The organism is Peptacetobacter hiranonis (assembly GCF_008151785.1).
Lineage (GTDB): Bacteria > Bacillota > Clostridia > Peptostreptococcales > Peptostreptococcaceae > Peptacetobacter > Peptacetobacter hiranonis.
The window spans coordinates 324,105-342,995 of sequence record NZ_CP036523.1 but is presented as its reverse complement, the minus strand read 5'-3'; the positions used below and the strand labels follow the sequence as shown (position 1 = coordinate 342,995).

Annotated in this window: 14 protein-coding genes; 3 read left to right on the top strand and 11 right to left on the bottom strand. The window is 29.0% G+C overall.

What is annotated here, in order from left to right:
* Positions 1-26: 26 nt before the first annotated feature.
* The 6 genes from KGNDJEFE_RS01960 to KGNDJEFE_RS01935 form a co-directional block, all read right to left on the bottom strand.
* Entirely contained in the window at positions 27-3,428 is a 3,402-nt protein-coding gene (locus tag KGNDJEFE_RS01960) for a hypothetical protein (protein WP_006438988.1), read from the bottom strand.
* Positions 3,421-6,213 (bottom strand): SNF2-related protein, encoded by a 2,793-nt coding sequence (locus tag KGNDJEFE_RS01955; protein WP_006438987.1) that lies wholly within the window; start codon positions 6,211-6,213, stop codon positions 3,421-3,423. Before KGNDJEFE_RS01955 ends, KGNDJEFE_RS01960 begins: the two co-directional genes overlap by 8 nt.
* A gap of 167 nt (positions 6,214-6,380) precedes the next feature.
* Complete coding sequence (locus tag KGNDJEFE_RS01950; RefSeq protein ID WP_006438986.1) at positions 6,381-7,718, bottom strand: MATE family efflux transporter; 1,338 nt, start codon at positions 7,716-7,718, stop codon at positions 6,381-6,383.
* A gap of 56 nt (positions 7,719-7,774) precedes the next feature.
* On the bottom strand, positions 7,775-8,236 hold the full coding sequence (locus KGNDJEFE_RS01945; protein WP_006438985.1) for a MarR family winged helix-turn-helix transcriptional regulator: 462 nt from the start codon (positions 8,234-8,236) through the stop codon (positions 7,775-7,777).
* 167 nt (positions 8,237-8,403) lie between these two features.
* Positions 8,404-9,378 (bottom strand): P1 family peptidase, encoded by a 975-nt coding sequence (locus KGNDJEFE_RS01940; RefSeq protein WP_006438984.1) that lies wholly within the window; start codon positions 9,376-9,378, stop codon positions 8,404-8,406.
* A gap of 70 nt (positions 9,379-9,448) precedes the next feature.
* Positions 9,449-10,003, bottom strand: a complete 555-nt coding sequence (locus KGNDJEFE_RS01935; protein WP_040410176.1) for an NADPH-dependent FMN reductase — start codon at positions 10,001-10,003, stop codon at positions 9,449-9,451.
* A 200-nt stretch (positions 10,004-10,203) separates the two neighbouring features.
* Here KGNDJEFE_RS01935 and KGNDJEFE_RS01930 point away from each other — a divergent pair, with 200 nt between their 5' ends.
* A complete protein-coding gene (locus tag KGNDJEFE_RS01930) occupies positions 10,204-10,956 on the top strand; it encodes a DeoR/GlpR family DNA-binding transcription regulator (RefSeq protein WP_006438982.1) in 753 nt (250 codons plus the stop codon).
* Positions 10,957-11,006: 50 nt separating this feature from the next.
* Here KGNDJEFE_RS01930 and KGNDJEFE_RS01925 read toward each other — a convergent pair whose 3' ends face one another.
* Positions 11,007-11,903: a glycyl-radical enzyme activating protein gene (locus KGNDJEFE_RS01925; protein WP_006438981.1), complete on the bottom strand. Its 897-nt coding sequence runs from the start codon at positions 11,901-11,903 to the stop codon at positions 11,007-11,009.
* 226 nt (positions 11,904-12,129) lie between these two features.
* On the opposite strand from KGNDJEFE_RS01925, the gene KGNDJEFE_RS01920 reads away from it, so the two are divergent.
* On the top strand, positions 12,130-14,541 hold the full coding sequence (locus KGNDJEFE_RS01920) for a glycyl radical protein (protein ID WP_040410175.1): 2,412 nt from the start codon (positions 12,130-12,132) through the stop codon (positions 14,539-14,541).
* Positions 14,542-14,620: 79 nt separating this feature from the next.
* Positions 14,621-15,301 (top strand): fructose-6-phosphate aldolase, encoded by a 681-nt coding sequence (locus KGNDJEFE_RS01915; RefSeq protein WP_006438979.1) that lies wholly within the window; start codon positions 14,621-14,623, stop codon positions 15,299-15,301.
* 216 nt (positions 15,302-15,517) lie between these two features.
* Here KGNDJEFE_RS01915 and KGNDJEFE_RS01910 read toward each other — a convergent pair whose 3' ends face one another.
* From KGNDJEFE_RS01910 to guaA, 4 genes are all read right to left on the bottom strand, one after another.
* Complete coding sequence (locus tag KGNDJEFE_RS01910; protein WP_006438978.1) at positions 15,518-16,231, bottom strand: AAA family ATPase; 714 nt, start codon at positions 16,229-16,231, stop codon at positions 15,518-15,520.
* 72 nt (positions 16,232-16,303) lie between these two features.
* Positions 16,304-16,822 (bottom strand): GNAT family N-acetyltransferase, encoded by a 519-nt coding sequence (locus tag KGNDJEFE_RS01905; RefSeq protein ID WP_006438977.1) that lies wholly within the window; start codon positions 16,820-16,822, stop codon positions 16,304-16,306.
* 94 nt (positions 16,823-16,916) lie between these two features.
* Positions 16,917-17,195 (bottom strand): SHOCT domain-containing protein, encoded by a 279-nt coding sequence (locus KGNDJEFE_RS01900; RefSeq protein ID WP_006438976.1) that lies wholly within the window; start codon positions 17,193-17,195, stop codon positions 16,917-16,919.
* A 393-nt stretch (positions 17,196-17,588) separates the two neighbouring features.
* A complete protein-coding gene (guaA, locus tag KGNDJEFE_RS01895; RefSeq protein ID WP_006438975.1) occupies positions 17,589-18,881 on the bottom strand; it encodes a glutamine-hydrolyzing GMP synthase in 1,293 nt (430 codons plus the stop codon).
* Positions 18,882-18,891: the final 10 nt, after the last annotated feature.

Below are 18,891 nucleotides of genomic sequence, written 5' to 3'. Positions count from 1 at the left end.
GAAAAAATTTTATATACCCTTCTGTTTTACACCTGAATACTATTTATATAATTATTAAATTTTTCTATAACTTTTATATTTATTGGAGATAATTTTATTTCTATAATTTTATTTTCTATTTTATCATTACTTTTAATCCCTATCTCCAAAGTAAGAATATCTTTATTCATTATTTCAGCTTTTTCTCTATTCTTTAAAATACTAAAACATTCTCTACATACATTAGTAATTATATATGGTATTTCATCATCATCATTTATTATAGTTACCAAAACTTTGTCATCTGAAATTTTATAACACATTGGGCAATAATAACCATAATTTCCTCTAGATTCTAATATATGTTTTGTAAATTCATAGTCTTCTACATCTGGTAAACAATTTGCATCTTCCCAATCAAAAATATTTTTTGTTTCTTTTTTATTTATAGAATTAACCTTAGATATAATTTTGTCACTTTCTTCATTATTTCGAGTTATATCTATACATTGAGGAGCTATAAAATAATTTAGCCATTTCGAACTACATTTATTGTTTTGTACTCGTTCTAATATATTCGCTATAATATTATCAATACTACTTCTAGGAGTATAAAAGAATATAGCCAATCTATTTTCCTTATTTTTATTAGTCTTTTCAAATTTTCCCATTTCCAAATATTCTGATTCTGATCCTTTTTTTATAAATATCTTATTATTATTTTCATTTTCAAACATATATACAACTTTGTGTTTATTCCCTCCACTTGCAATTTTATATGCATATACTTCTATACCATATATTCCTTTTATAAACTTCCTTTTATGCATTCCTATTATATCTTTTTCACTATAAATAAACTCCTTTAGTTTAATTTTTAATTTTCCATTTTTTATTTCTTCTTCAATATTAATATCTTCTTCAAGTAATAGTTTGAATATACTATCATTAAATTCTAATGCTTTCAATTCATTTATCTTATATTCTATATTTAATTCTTTATTTAATTCTGGACTTATTTTTTTTAAACTATTTTTTATTTCTATTATTTGATTAAAATCATTTTGTTTCTCTGTTTCTATATTTAAAATTTTATCTAAATATATTATATTTTCTGCCTTTTCTTCATTATTCCGGAATTCTTCGTTTTTTCTAAAATCATACTCATCAACTAAAATCCATCCAATTTCTTTATTCTTATGAATATAATCTTTTATTTTTTTATAATCATCATTAATTTCTTCTTCTTCAATAATTCTCTTTAAAAATGAAAATTTACAATTTAAATCTAAGCTTTCATTTTTTCTATCTGTTATATTGTTTTTTAATTTTTCTAATTCATCATTTTTTATCCTATAATATAACATATTTATTTTAGATCTCCCTATAGCTTGTTGAAGCTTTACTTCGTAACGCTCCAAATTAGATTTTAAGTGTCCAAATTCTTTTTCATATTTATTTTTTATTGTTCTTCCCAACAGTCCTTCATAAGACTTTAAAAGTAGGTAATCTTTAAGACTAAAATTTGCTATACAAATCTCTCCATTTTCATTTATTATTGAAGTTAAGTTATTCATACCAATTATTTTTAATACATTTTCTTGCTCATTATTATATTTTAGAATCAATTTATCTATACATTCTATATCTAACTCTCTTCCTTCATAATATACTCTTCTTTTTAAATAATAGTAAATATATTCTTTTTCCGATTTAAAATAGCTCAGTAATTCATAATATTTGCTTATTTTTTCCTGACTTTCTTTATCTTCATGACTTTCTTTATTTACAATTTTATATACTTCCTCTGTTACTTTATCCAAAAATTCAATTTCTTTATAATCTTTATTATATAATTTTCCATTAATTAAATATAAATTACTTTTTTCATATTTTTTAAAATATTTATCTAAATCTAATAAATATTTTTTCAAATCATATTCATTATTATTTTCAAATCTATTATCAATATTTATTATATAATTTAGATTATTTATCTCTTCTTTTATTACAGATAAATTTTTATTTGTTTTATAAAATTCCTCATTTGTTTCATTATTTTCCATAAATTTATTAAATATAGAATCTTTTTCATTTTTTATTAATTCTTGATATACTATATTATAAAAAATTTTACTTATATCTTTTTTTATATTAATATTATCAACTTTTTTTAGTTCTTTTCTTTTTTTCCGAAACTCATCAGAAAGTATTAAGTTTACAATTTCCTTTAAATTATTTTTTATCTTTTCTTTTATTTCATTCTCCTCACCACTACTAGACATTGAATTTCTACTTGAGTTTGTATTATTTGTATTTATATATATATCAAATGAATAACGACCTTTTTCACTTTTTATCAAATAAGTAGAATAATATTTACTAATGCCCTCATCTTGAGAACTATCATCATCAGCTTTAATTCTAAATGCAAAAGTATTTTTTTCTTTTTCATCATAGAAAGAAATATATTTTTCTTCAATTTTTAATTCATTACATATAAATATATTAAGCTTTTCTTTTTTTATATTATAACTTTTTTTCCCAAAATTTACATTTAGTTCTATTTCTTTTTCAATCAATACTTCTATTTTATCCTTATTACTTTCACTTGAAAATGAAATTCTTGATAATGGATAATCATTTTTCATATTATTATTTGCAAAAAGTAAAGACCTTATATCGAATAAAATTTCATCATCTTTTCCTGTATATAATTTGCTTATACAACATTCTTGTTCGTTATTATTTACAGCTTCAATAAATTCAGATAATTTTTTTGTGTTGACTTTATCGTTTTTATCCTCACATTTCTCTTTATATTTAATGGTTATTTTAGTTTCTTTATTTTTCCAGTCGTTATTTTTTTCAACTGTATCACCCATAACTCTTTTTTTTACTACATTCTCATCATCTATATATTCTTCTATTTCAAACTTTATAATTATATTACTTTCTATTTTAAAATAATTGACAAATGCAAATAAAGATTTTATTCCTATCCCAAATCTTCCTGTTTGTCCCTCTACTTTGTTAGACATACCTTTATGAAGAAATGAATATATATCAGATATACTAAATCCATTATCTTTATACGTAGCTTCCAAAATATATTCTTCATTTTCTTTACCAACTGTAAATTCAATCGCATTATTTTTATCCGGATATTTTAAATCATTTGCGTTCTGTATAATTTCATTAAAATATCCTTCTTTATATCCTTCTATATCTACGCTTCCTTTGGATATAATCCTATTGATAATTTCTATCATTATATTTTTATTATATTCAAAAAACGTATCTAGCCATTCAATCTCTTCTTTATTTCCTTCATTTTTTTTTAGATATTTATCCGCTTTTTTTATATGCTCATTTTTTTCATATTTTGACTTATCATCTTGAGATAATATATCTGTTATTTCTCTTATTATTTCATCTTTTTTACTCATTATCTTTTTCCTTTCTGAAATTTCCTACACTTTCATTCATAAAATAAATGTTATCATTTGCTTCATTTCTATTTATTTTATCAAAATAAAATATTCCTTTTGATGTTATTTTTATTCCTTCTTCATTATTCATTATTTCTTTTATGTTCTTTATATTTTCTTCTTTTTTCTTTAACCAATTTTCATAACCCTTCATTTTTCTTTTTTCAGATTTTATTTTTTTTTCAATATCATGGTATTTATTTTCTTCTTTTAAAAATTTTTCATCGCTAATATCTTCATCATAATTTATTTCTTTTGAAATTTTTTCATTACTATCATCTTCATCATAATTTGTTTCTTTTGGAATTTCTTCATTACTATCATCTTCATCATAATTTGTTTCTTTTAAAAATTCTATCATTTTATTTTCATTTTCTTCTTTATCTTCTTCTTTATCTTTATCATATTCCAAAATTTTAAGCATTCTCTCTATTTCTCTTTTATTATCGTTATAATTTTTCTTTAATCTACTTATTTCTTGCTTAATCTTAAATAATTCTAATAACTCTTTATTAAAAGTTTTTTGAATTTTACAATCTTCATCATTTACCGGAAATATCTTATTTTTATAGTTTTCTTTAAGTTTTTCAAATTCCTCTTTTGTATAATTTGTCTTAAGATTTTCTAATTTCTCTATTTTTTCTTTTTCGATTCCTATTATTTTATCCAAATCACACACTAATTCTTCCTGTTCATCACCTACTAATTGTTTTACTTTTTCTCTTATCACTTGATATAATTTATATTTAATTTCTTCACTATTTAAAAGAGTATTTCTTACTGGCATGTGAGTATATACTTCATTAATTTTAGTAAGACAATAATAGAACATTCTATTATTATCAAATTCTTTAATACTTTCTCCCTCACTATTTTTTATATCTTCATTTAGCATAAAAATCATCTCTTTCTCATTTCCATTTTTATTCTCATTGTTTATTCTATCTACTCTTCCAAATCTCTGTTCTAATGATGTATTTGTAAATGGAAGTTCATAATTAATAACACCATCAAATTCCCCCATATTCAATCCAACACCACCCATCTCACTAGTTATTATTAAAATTACTCTTTCAAAGTCTTTATTTTTTCCAGATTTTATACTTCTAATATTTTGTAATAATGAGCTAATTAATTCTTCACCTTCTTCACTATTAAAATCATATTCTAATCTTTCTGCAACTTCCCTATCACTACTTTTGCACGCAATTATTGATTTATCAAACCTTTTATCTGTTATAAGATTACTATAAATTTTATTTATAACAAATTTGTGATTACAAAATATTATATATGATTTATTTTTATTTTCTTCTTGACTCAATATTTCTAATAGTTTTTTTCTTTTTTCATTTGATGTCCTTCGTTCTATTTTATTTTCTATATCTTTTTTTAATTCCTCATCTTCTATTTTATCTAAATATTTTCCCAATTTATAAAACATATAGTCATCATCTTGGTCAATATGAAGTGTTTCAGCCGAACCATTATTATCTATATACTTAATTGTTTCTAAATATTTCAACCTATTTTCATCTCTTTTACAATATTTAAACTTTATATTTCTTGTTACGGGTTTCATTTCAAAGTCCTCTCTGAACCAATTTACAAATATATCATTTTCATCAGGATTTCGATTTATTATTGGATTAATGTCTTTAATTTCACCTCTATAAATATCATAATCAATAATTTTTTTCATAATTTCTCTATATGATTCAAAATCTTTTTTTATTTTAATATCTTTATTATGATTACTTATAATTATAGGGGTTGCCGTTAAAATCATTACCTTATTCGACTTTAGAGTTTCGTAATTATTAAAATTTTGATGTCCTTCATCAATTATAATTAAATCCCACTTACATTCTTTACACCATTCATTAAGAGTTCCTTTTAGTTCAGAGCTACTACCATTTTCTTCTTTACCTTTCTTTTGTCCACATATAAAAATATACTGTTCATTTCCTTTAAAATATATTTTTTTTAAATCTTCTTTATATATACTTCCTTTGTCTTTCTGTTTAACTATATGAGAATAACGACCTAACTGTCTACTAATATCTGACTTCCAATCTTCTTTCTTATTACTAGGAGCAACTATTAATATTTTTGCCTTTTCCCCTTTTAAATTAGCCTCTTCAATAACATCTCTAATAGCATAAAGAGCTGTAACTGTTTTTCCAGTTCCAACCTCATCCATTACCAATGAACAACCATTCTTTTTGACCTGCTTTGATGCTATTAATTGTTTTTCATAATATTCTACGTCTAATATGGGTGGTATTACCTTGTCATCTATATTTTTTATATTATCATTTTTTTTCCTTAATATATTTTGTACACTTTCAGGTAAATTTTTAAATTTAAAAAATAGAGTAAATACAGTTTCTTTATTTTTTAAATCTATAAAATCATCATACGTAAATAGATCTTCATTTAATGTATTTATCTTGTTAAGATATTTTGATTTTAACCCATTCTTTTTTATGTATGAATTAAAATAACCTTGATTCCATGATAATATATCAAACATTGATACATTATAATTTTGTATTTTTTTCTTAAATTCTACTTCTATATCAATATTTTTATTTTCTAATTTTTCTATTATTTCATCTACTTTATCGAATCGTCTAAAAAGAAGAGCATATCGAAGCAAAATATACTGATTTTTTTCATTATCCTCTATTAATTCATAACATAAATGATTTTTGTCTATATTTTTCTTTTTATCAACCATAACTATTCCTCCTCAAATCTTTAACTCAATATATCTCATTAAATAATTTATAATATTTTTCTATTTTTATAATATCATTCATTTAAAAATAAGTAAATATTCACGCATTTTAAACAAAAAAAGATATACCAGATAAAAATCTAATATATCTTTTAATAAATTTCTCTTTACATATTTTCATTCATCAAAGCTTTATGCTCCCTATAAATCCTAAACATATACACAATTGCGACCAACATAGTCACAAATTCAGCCATAAATATCGCCCACCAGATACTATTTCCACCAAAGAATATAGGGAAAATTATAAGGAAAGCTCCATTTAAAATCACCCCTCTAAGAAGTGAAACAACAGTCGCCTTCTTAGCATGAACAATAGACTGTAGATAAAACACGCAGTACACACAAACCGCCTGTGGAATATATGAAAGCGAGAACACCCTCATAATATATGGTGTAACTTCCTTAACCTCAGGAGTCATCTGCATAAATAATCCTGTCACTCCTACTGGGAAAATTATACTTATTGCAGCAAACACAATTCCATACATAAGTGCATTTTTCATACCCAATCTTTCTACTGCCCAACAACGATCAATTTTTCCTGCACCATAGTTTTCAGATGCAATTGGCTGAATTGCCTGCCCAATTCCTGAAAAAATACTTGTAAATAGAGATGAAACTGTACCTAAGACACCGTAAACTGCAAGAGCTGCACCTCCAAGGTAGTTCATTATCTGGTTATTGGCTATAAATGAAACTGCTATTACTGCAAGTGCACTCACTCCAGAACTAAATCCAGTAACCATAATCTTTTTAAATCCTTTAAACCAATGATGTGGTCTTGCCAATTTTAGAGTAGTTTTTTTCATAAGTACATATCCTAAAATCATAATTGCCTGTACTGCAGAACCAAGAGCTGTTGCAATCGCTGCACCTCTCATTCCCATGTTCATAGGGAATACAAAAATCCAGTCTCCTATTATATTTACAACTCCACCTGTCAAAATAGCTGTCATTACAAACTTTGGAGATCCATCAGTACGCACAAATGCTCCTAAAAATGAAGTGATAACAAATGATGGTATAAATGCAAAAATCCATTCTCCATAATCTCTGGCAAATGGCATAATTACATCATCCGCACCACAAAGTCTGTAAAACTCATCCTGATACATCATTCCAGGTATCCACACAATTAATGTAATGATTGTAACTAATACAATAGAAGCTGTAAAATATGCATCTCCTTTTTCCTTATTTCCTTCTCCACGAGCATGAGCCATAAGTACAGATCCACCTATTCCACAAAGAAGTGCAATAAATAAAGCAATTGAAAATATAGGCAATACTATCGCACAAGCTGCAGTACCATCTGGCCCTGCTCCATGGCCAATAGCTATAGTGTCTACAAGACTGTAAATTGCTATAGCTAAAGAGCTACTTATCGCAGGTATCAAAAATTTGTAGAATAGCTTTTTAATATCGTCTTTGATTAAGTTCATATTTTTCTCCCCTCTTAAATTATATTCTCCCTTTTTAAATCTATTTATTTTTTTATCTATTTATCAGTTTTATCTGCTTCCTCTTTTTCAAACTCCTCATCAAAAGCTTCTTTTAAGCTCTCTCCAAAAAACTCAAGCCCTTTTATAAATTCATCTGAGTATTTATCTAAAGTTCTTTTAAGAGCTTTCTCCTCTGCTCTATATATAAATCCCATAAATTCTTTAGCATATTCACGCCCTGATTCCGTCAAGATTATATATTTTTCTCTTCTTTTCTCTGGAATTGGTGTAAGTGTTAATAGGCCCTCTTTTTCCCATTTTTTTACTATCGTATTTACAGTTGTTTTTGGAACTAGCCATTCCTGAGAAATCTCCCTTTGTGAATGTGGCTTTCCATCGTCCAACGCATACATAACACATAGCTCAGAATATGCTAATTTTTTCTTACCTTCATTCATATAATATATTTCATCTATTTTGTACAAAGCAAGCATCAATCTTCTCGCAATTTCTCTCATAATTTCACTCTCCTTTCTAAAGTCCGTAATCGTACTTTAAATATTATAGTACGTTTCCGTACTTTAATCAATCTTATTTTTACTATTTCATATTTAAAATTATCTACTTTCAAAAACAAAAAAAAGACCCCGAATTAACGAGATCTTTTAGGTATATTTCATTTATTTTATAGACAATTTTTTAGATATTCTTCGTCGTCTATTTTAGCGCTTTCAACAGCTTTCTTTATAGCTTTTTCCATAACCTTCGCTGCTAAACTACCGACAACATTTACATCGCTTACAACATCTCCAACGCTACAAGCATAGATACTATCTCCATCTGCCATAGTTCCCACTGGATTTATACATCTAGCATAGGCATTTCTAGTCATTGAAGCTATTTTATTAAGCTTAGCCTTGTCAAATTTTGCATTACATACAACACAACCTATTGTAGTATTTGTCTTATCTAAATTTGGAGGTGTAGTAACCATTCTAACAAGTACTTCCTCTGAATCTAAAAATACCTTTCTTTCAGGATCCATAAGTCCTGCAATCTTTTGTGCATTTGATGAGTCAAATATATCTCCAACTGCATTCACCGCCACTATTGCTGCTATTTTTAATTCTCCAACCTGAATTGCATGTATTCCAAGTCCTGCTTTTGTAGCTTGTTTTAGTCCTAATACTTTTCCAACAGTAGCTCCAGTTCCTGCACCAATATTTCCCATAGAATCATCACATTCTTCTAATGCTTTCATACAAGCTTCGTATCCCATAGCTGAGTCAGGTCTAATATCTGCACGACCATATGCTAAGTCATATATGCAAGATTGACAAACAAGTGGAACTTTTGCAAACCCTGTTTCATATCCTATTCCATGTTCTTCAAGGCAACGCATTACACCATCTGAAGCAGCAAGTCCAAATGCACTTCCTCCTGATAATACTACAGCATTTAGTGGATTATCAGCAGTCATACTACTTGTTAAAGGTGTTTCTCTAGATGCAGGTCCTCCTCCGCTTATATCACAACCTGCCTGTGCTCCATTTTTAAAGTATATTACACTTACACCGGTTTTTGCTTCATCATTTTGTGCATTTCCTATAGACACGCCGTCAATTTCTTTGATTGAAATTTCCTTTATTAGACTTTCCATCCTTCCAACTCCTCTTTATTAGTTTTACATTTATCGTATTTTTATCTAGTATTTTAATTTATATAATTTACTATTCTTCATCTAAAAATTTTAAGAATTCTTCTGCCTGTTTTTTTAATTCTTCTTTCTTATCATCAGAAAGAGTTAGTTCATTATTTGCCCAAGCTTCAGGATTTATTGTAACTCCTACCTGAGTTTCCATTACCTTCATTCCCATGATTTCTAATAAATCTTTTAATTTTCCTCTACTTCCAGCAGCCGCACTCTTTCCCGCAACCCCACTTATAGCAACCTTTTTGCCTGTAACTGATGAACCATTTGCATAGTCATTTGGTTTATGTGGTCTTGAAAGCCAGTCTAGTAGATTTTTTAAAACTCCAGGATAACTAGAATTGTACTCTGGTGTAAATATCCATAGTCCATCTGCACCTTCAACTTCTGAACGAACACGAAGAATTTCTTCTGGTGTTGGGAATTCTATATCCTGATTCATAAACAGAATATCTTCATATGAAAGGAATGATACCTCTGCTTTTCCTTTGAGTTCTTCTGCTATAATATTAGCCCGCTGTCTATTAAAAGACTCTTTTCTCATAGATCCTACAACAAATAATATTTTTTTCATGATAAAACCTCCATTTCCTTGCAAATAAAATTTTTTGTATTATACACTAGGAATTAATGTAGCTTTTCCATTACTTTAATTATAATACAAAGGAAATAAAAAACAATCTTTTACGTTTATCTCTTATTTTTTTATCATTTGAAACTTTTTTGTATTGCTAATGAAACTTATCTATGATAATCTAAAAAAGAGGTGAAATTATGAATAAAAGACAATCGCAAATATTAGATTTGCTTACACAGAATAAAAAACTAAAAGTAACTGAGCTTTCTGATGTTTTAAATGTTTCTCAAGTAACTATTCGTAAAGATTTATCTGCTCTTGAAGAAAGTGGAATAATAGTTAGAGAACATGGATATGCAAAATTAAACGAAAGCGATGATATTAATAATAGATTGGCATACCATTACGATATTAAACAAAAAATAGCAGAAAAAGCTGTAGAAAGTATAGAGGACGGAGAAACAGTTATGATTGAGTCTGGATCTTGCTGTGCTCTAGTTGCGTTAGAGATTGCTAAAACAAAAAAAGACGTAACTCTTATAACAAATTCCGCTTTTATCGCTGACTATATTAGAAAAACAGGAAATGTTAGAATTATATTATTAGGCGGTGAGTATCAGGAAGAGTCTCAGGTTATGGTTGGCCCTATCACTAGAAAATGTGCTGAGGGATTTTTTGTAGATAAGCTATTTGTAGGAACTGACGGTTTTACAAAGGAAACAGGATTTACAGGAAATGATTATATGAGAAGTGAGGCTGTAAAAGATATGGCTAAACAGGCTAGTAATGTAATAATTGTAACGGATTCTGTAAAATTCCAACAAAAAGGTGTTGTAAGTCTACTTGATACTAAAAAAGTATCTTATGTATATACAGACTCAAACATTCCAGAAGACGCTGAAGAATATTTAGTTGAAAATAATATAAAAGTAATAAAAACAGAAAATTAAAAGGACAAGAGTGTAACCGCTCTTGTCCTAATTTTATTTACTACTACTTTTTAGAAAAAGCAATTTAGTCCTTTGTCTAAAAATATTTTCTGATATTCTTCTAGTTCTTCTGGATAAAGGGCTTTTTTGTTTTTGTATTTGTAGTTTCTGTTTAGTAGTTCGTATTTTTTTTCGCCAAACTGGTGGAATGGAAGTAGCTGCACTTTTTTAGCTCCGACCTCTACTAATAATTTTGCTAGTCCTTCTGCATCCTCTAATGAGTCATTAAAATCTGGGATAACTGGAATTCTAGGAAGTACTTCTATTCCATTATCTATCGCCCATTTTAAATTTTCCACTATTAAATCATTGTACACCTTTGTTCCGTTGTAGTGTTTTTCTCTGTCGTAGTGCTTAACATCAAATAAAAGTAAGTCTAATTCTCTAGCCAATTCTTCAAAAGTTTCCTTCTTTACATATCCTGTAGTTTCAATCGCAACATGAACCGAATTTTTCTTTAATTCCGCTATAAGTTTCTTTAAAAAGTCAGGCTGGCTCATACCTTCTCCACCAGAGATTGTAACTCCTCCGCCAGATTCTTCATAGAAATCTATATCCTGCATACATATATCTACAATTTCCTCTATTGTCTGGTAATCCCCTTCATAAGATAATGCTCTATTAGGGCATGAATTTACACAAGTTAAACATCCCACGCACTTATCTTCATTTATAATTATCTTGTTATCTTCATGAGTTATCGCTCCATTTGGACATGTTACCACACAAGATAAACAATAAGAGCATTTACTCTGATCGTGTAAAATCTGAACATTTTTTATCTGAGATTCGGGATTTGAACACCACTCGCATCTAAGCGGACATCCTTTAAAGAATACTGTAGTTCTTATCCCTGGCCCATCGTGTATACTAAACTTCTGAATATTAAACGTAATTCCATTTTCCAAAAAATCATCTCCTTATATATTAATCTCTATTATTTCCAAAATTTATCTTTTATTACATTTAAAATAATATCATTTACTCTCTTAAAAGTAAATATTAAAGTTTCATTTGAAACTTTTTAAACTTTTATTTGAAGTTTTTATTTATCTTTTTTGCAAGACGTGGTATACTTTGATTGTAGAATGAAATACTAAGTAGTTACGGATGAAACTAAAAGGAGGATATTTTATGAAAAATGTTGAGCATTTCGGTGATTTAACACCTAGAATGAATGAATTTAGAGAAAATGTATTAAACAAAAAGCCTTATATATGTGCGGAACGTGCATTATTAGCTACAGAATCATATAAAGAAAATCGCAATCAGCCCGTAGTAATAAAACGAGCTATGATGTTAAAAAATATATTAGAAAAAATGTCTATATATATAGAAGACGAAACTTTAATCGTAGGAAATCAGGCTTCTGCTAACAGAAACGCTCCTATATTCCCAGAATATACACTAGAGTTCGTACTTAACGAGCTTGATTTATTCGAAAGACGTGATGGAGATGTTTTCTATATAACTGAAGAAACAAAAGAAGATTTAAGAAGTATCGCATCTTTCTGGGAAAACAACAACCTAAGAAGCAAAGGTGGAGCAATGCTTCCAGAAGAAGTTAGTGTATATATGGAAACTGGATTCTTCGGAATGGAAGGTAAATTAAACTCTGGTGATGCTCACCTAGCAGTTGACTACGAAACAGTTTTAAAACAGGGATTAGTAGGATACGAAAAAAGAGTTTTAAAATTAAAAAGTGAATTAGATTTATGTGTTGCAGAAAATATAGATAAATACCACTTCTATAGAGCAGTTTTAATAGTAATAGATGCTGTTAAAACTTATGCTGAACGTTTTAGCAAATTAGCTGCAGAAATGGCAGAAAATGCTGAAGGTCAGAGAAAAGAAGAACTTCTTGAAATATCTCGTATATGTGCAAAAGTTCCTTATGAACCAGCAGAAACATTTAGAGAAGCAATACAGTCTACTTGGTTCATACAGTTAATATTACAGATAGAATCTAACGGACACTCTTTATCTTACGGAAGATTTGATCAGTATTTATACCCATACTACAAACACGATAAAGATTTAGGATTAATAACTGATGATGAAGTTGTTGAAATATTAGACAACTTATGGATAAAAACTTTAACTATAAATAAAGTTCGTAGTCAGTCTCATACATTTAGTAGTGCAGGAAGTCCAATGTACCAGAATGTTACTATAGGTGGACAGACTGTAGATAAAAAAGATGCAACTAATGAATTATCATTCTTAGTATTAAAATCTGTTGCACAGACTAGACTACCTCAGCCTAACTTAACAGTTAGATACCACAGAAATATACCAAAAGCTTTCTTAGATGAGGCTGTTGAAGTTATGAAATTAGGAACTGGTATGCCAGCATTTAACTCTGATGAAGTTATAATACCTTCATTTATAGAAAAAGGAGTTAAAGAAGAAGATGCATACAATTACTCTGCAATAGGATGTGTTGAAACTGCAGTTCCAGGAAAATGGGGATACAGATGTACAGGTATGTCTTACATGAACTTCCCAAGAATACTTCTTATGGTAATGAATGACGGTGTCGATATGACAAGCGGAAAGAGATTCTTTGAAGGAAGTGGATACTTCAAGGATATGAAATCTTATGAAGAGTTAGAACAGGCTATAGAAAAAGCTATGAGATACTTAACTAGAATGAGTGTTATCGTTGAAAATACAATAGACTTAGCTCTAGAAAGAGATGTTCCAGACATACTATGCTCAGCTTTAACTCAGGACTGTATAGGTAGAGGTAAAACTCTTAAAGAAGGTGGAGCAATATACGACTTCATATCTGGATTACAGGTTGGTATAGCAAATATGGCAGACAGTTTAGCAGCTATCAAAAAGCTTGTATTCGATGAAAACAAAATAACTCCAGAGCAGTTATGGAATGCATTATTAGATGATTTCTCAACTGAAGAAAACAAAAAAATACAGCAGATGTTAATAAACGATGCTCCAAAATACGGAAACGACAACGACTATGTGGATCAGCTAGTGGTTGATGTTTACAATATATACATAGATGAAATGAAGAAATATCCAAATACAAGACATGGCAGAGGTCCAATAGGTGGAATTAGATACGCTGGTACATCTTCTATATCTGCAAATGTTGGTCAGGGATTCTCAACTATGGCAACTCCTGATGGTAGAAATGCGAGAACTCCTCTTGCAGAAGGATGCTCTCCTGCTCATTCAATGGATAAAAAAGGACCAACAGCGGTATTCAAATCAGTTTCAAAATTACCAACTCACGAAATAACTGGTGGTGTGTTATTAAATCAGAAAGTAACTCCTCAGTTATTATCAAAAGAGGAAAATAAAGAAAAACTAGAAATGTTAATCAAAACATTCTTCAATAGATTAGATGGATACCATGTTCAGTACAATGTTGTTTCAAGAGATACACTTATAGATGCTCAGAAACATCCAGAAAAACACAGAGATTTAATAGTTAGAGTTGCGGGATATAGTGCATTCTTCAATGTATTATCAAAAGCGACACAGGATGATATAATCGGAAGAACAGAACAAACATTATAATTTAGTTTAAATTATGATAATATAAAATAAGATAAAATTTTTTTAAAAAGCTATTATAGCTTTAGGGGGATATAATAAAATGGAATTTATAGTAGATACAGTTAATTTAGAAGAAATCAAGGATGCTGTTGATCATATGCCAATAGTTGGGGTAACTAGCAACCCTTCAATAGTTAAACAGACAAATCCAGAAAACTTCTTTGAACACATGAGAAAAATAAGAGAAATAATAGGTATGGAAAGAAGCCTTCACGTTCAGGTAATTTCAAAAAATAGCGACGAAATGGTGGCTGAAGCTCATAGAATACTAAAAGAAATAGATGACCAGGTATATATAAAAGTTCCTGTTTCTTATGAAGGTATGAAAGCTATAAAAACTTTAAAAGCAGAAGGTGTTAAAGTTACAGCGACTGCAGTTTACGATTTAATGCAGGCATATATGGCATTAGCGGCAAATGTAGATTATATAGCACCTTATGTTAATAGAATAGGAAATCTTGGTGCAGATCCAATGGATTTAATAAGCAATTTATCTGATAGAATAGCTGTTGACGGATACAATACTAAGATAGTTGCTGCATCATTCAAAGGTGTTCAGCAGGTCAGAGATTCATTCAACTTTGGAGCACATGCTATAACTGCTCCAGTAGCTGTATTAAAACAGATATTTGCTAATCCAAACATTGAAAAAGCGGTAGATGACTTCAATAAAGATTGGTATGCAATGTATGGAGAAAATGTAGGTATTTGTGAATTATAAAAGTATAGGCTGTTGCAATTTTGCAATGGCCTTTTTTATAGGCATAATCACGATTATTTGCTCTCCAGGCTCATTGCAAATATTGAACAGCCTTATTTTTTATAATTTCACAAATCACTACATAGCCGTAGGCTCAGTGATAAAATAATATATTAATCTTTTTTATTTCACCGATAGGTTTTTATACTTTTTATGTATATGTATATTATATAATTTTTAGTCTAGTAAGTTTTTTAGTAGTATTTCCCTGTTGTTTATGAACATTTCCGTTATTTTGTAGCTTTCTGTTTCTTCATAGGTACATTTGTTTATTTTTCCATCATCAAAGTTGTATATTTCAGCATCTGAAATTCCGAGTAGTATAGGTGAGTGAGTTACTATTATGAATTGTGCTCCTTCTTTTGCATATTTGTGTATCTCCATCAACAATGTCAACTGTCTTTGTGGCGATAGTGCAGCCTCTGGTTCGTCAAATATGTATAATCCATTTGGTCTAAGGCTATTTTGAGCCAATGCTAGGAAACTTTCTCCATGAGATCTTTCGTGATATTTTGCAGAAGGATGCAAATCATCTGCGTATTCTTCTTCCATTGTTGCAACATTGTAAAAGCTCTCTGCTCTTAGAAAATATCCGTATTTTTCTTTTCTAAATCCTTTTACAATCCTTATCGCATCGCATAGTTCTGAATGAGTATCATGGGTAGAAAATGAGTAATTCTTCGTTCCTCCTTCAGGATTAAATCCATAGGAAACAGCTATTGCTTCAAGCAGAGTTGATTTTCCTGTACCATTCTCTCCTACAAAGAATGTGATTGGATTTGAAAATTCGAGACTTTCAACATCTTTTAAAGCTTCAATTTTTCTAAGATAGCTATCTTTTGGTATATTGTCCCATTCGAATTTAATTCCTCTGATAAATTGATTATTCATATTTTCTCCTCCAATCTATTTGTATTTTTTAATACTTATTATTTCTATTTATTTTATTCTTCAAAGCATAATTTATATCTTATACTCTAAAAATGCTAATTCCTCTTTTATCAGACCCTCTAATAAACTTTCATAATATCCAGCAATTCTAAATCCATTTTTCTTATAAAGACTCTTTGCTGGCTCATTGTGTGCATAGGTATCTATTCTAATAGCCTTACATCCTAATTCTCTGGCAAATTCTTTTGCATAATCGACCATCTGCTGACCGTATCCTCTACCTGCTTTCTGTGGCGGTATGCAAAGTGTGTGAATAACAAGAATTTCCTCACCTTCTCCAGGATAAATCCAATTAATTTCTTTGTATTCCTCAGCTTGAAAATGATTTAAAATCATACTCGCACAGATTTCTCCCTCTTCTTCAAGCACATACATAGTTCCTGTAGGAATCTTCTCCTGTGGAACTTTGATAGTTGGATATACTCCTAATTTCCAATTTGAATTACTTCCATGTTTTTCCTCATAAGTTAAAAGATCATTGTATGTATCTGCTATTGCATTTATATCTGACTCAACTGCTTTTCTTATCATAACTTTTCCTCCAATATTTAAACTATATTTTTTAAGATTTAGATTGATTTTTTATTATACTGATATTTAAACCGACATTAATGCCGACAGTTTTTTATTTTAATTTTTCTAGTTCTTTATATGCATAATTCAATTCTTTATAAAATTCTTTTTCTTTTATTTCAGGTGTCAATCCTGGCTCATCAATATAATAAATGCATGCATTAACTACGGTTTCAAAAAATTTATTTTTAAATATTTCATCATTACAGCAATCAGCATATTCACTATAAAAAGGTTCCGCTATATCATAGTATTCTTCTTTTGTAATTTCTCCCTTGAGATATCTTCTTATCTGATTTAATATTTCTTTCTTAAATTTTATCCCATCCATCTTACATTCCCCTAACGATTTTTATTTTTATAATATAATTATAGAAATGTCTCAAGTTATTCCTAATACTTCTCTTATTTTATTATAATTTACTTATTTGTAAAAAAGAAGATATTGTAATTTTTTCTTAAAATAGAAATTCTCTTTTACTTGTAGTTTCAACTGAAGTTCGCTCGACAATCTACAGTCGATTTCTACTTTAGATTAGAACAAGGTTCGAATAAAGTAAAAGAAATCGACGAAGCCTGGAGAGAAACTCAGTTGAAACTACAAGCTTTGAAAAATACTTAAAAGAAAAAATACAATATCTTCTCTTTTTTCAATAAGATAAATTATAAAAAAAGAGATGTGCACAAGAAAACCTGCGACATCTCTATAATTCTTATATTAATCTTATTCCCATTCTATTGTTGCACTTGGTTTTGGACTTAAATCGTAGCAAACACGGTTAACGTTTTTAACTTCTTTAAGTATTCTATTAGTTATCTTGTCTAATATAGCCCAATCTATGTGCTCTATTGTAGCTGTCATAGCGTCTACAGTGTTTACGGCACGGATTATTACTGGGTATTCGAAGCTTCTTGCGTTGTCTCTTACACCAACTGATTTAAAATCAGGAACAGCTGTGAAGTACTGCCATACAGTTTTGTCTAATCCAGCATTTGCAAATTCTTCTCTAAGTATTGCATCTGATTCACGAACAGCTTCTAATCTGTCTTTTGTTATAGCTCCAAGGCATCTAACACCAAGACCTGGTCCTGGGAATGGCTGTCTGTATACCATATCATGAGGTAGTCCTAATTCTACACCACAAGCACGAACTTCATCTTTGAATAAGTAGTATAATGGTTCAACTAATTCGAATCCTAAATCTTCTGGTAGTCCACCAACGTTGTGGTGAGATTTAACAACTTTAGCTGTTTTTGTTCCACTTTCTACTATATCAGGGTATATAGTTCCCTGTGCTAGGAAGTCTATTCCTTCTAATTTACGAGCTTCTTCTTCAAATACTCTTATGAATTCTGCTCCTATTATTTTTCTCTTTTCTTCAGGATCTGCTACACCTTCAAGTTTTCCTAAGAATCTTTCTTCTGCATCTACATAGATAAGGTTAGCATCCATCTGGTTTTTAAATATTTCAACAACACTTTCAGATTCACCTTTACGCATTAAACCGTGGTTAACGTGAACGCATACTAACTGTTTTCCTATTGCTTTTATTAAAAGTGCTGCAACAACAGAACTGTCAACACCACCTGATAAAGCAAGTAGTACTTTTTTATCTCCAACCTGGTTTCTTATTAATTCTACCTGGTCTTCTATAAAGTTTTTAACGTTCCAGTTAGCTTCTGCTTTACAAGTATCGAAAACAAATGCTTTTAAAGTTTCTTCATCTGGCATTTCATCGAATTTTGTTTCACATTTTGAAGTTGGGTGGTCTATTGAAATCATTGGGAATCCTAATGTGTATAATTCTTCATTGATTTCTACTGCTTCTCCATCTACTATTCTATTTTCCCCTCCAAATAGAACAATACCTTTTAAATTTTTTAATTCTTTTATTTCCTCAGCAGTTATATCATGAGGGTATATTTCACTGTATACACCTAAATCACGTATAGCTCTAGCTAAGTTTGTGTTTTTTGTGCTACCTAAGTCTAAAATAGCGATCATATCTTGTTTCATAGCTTAACAT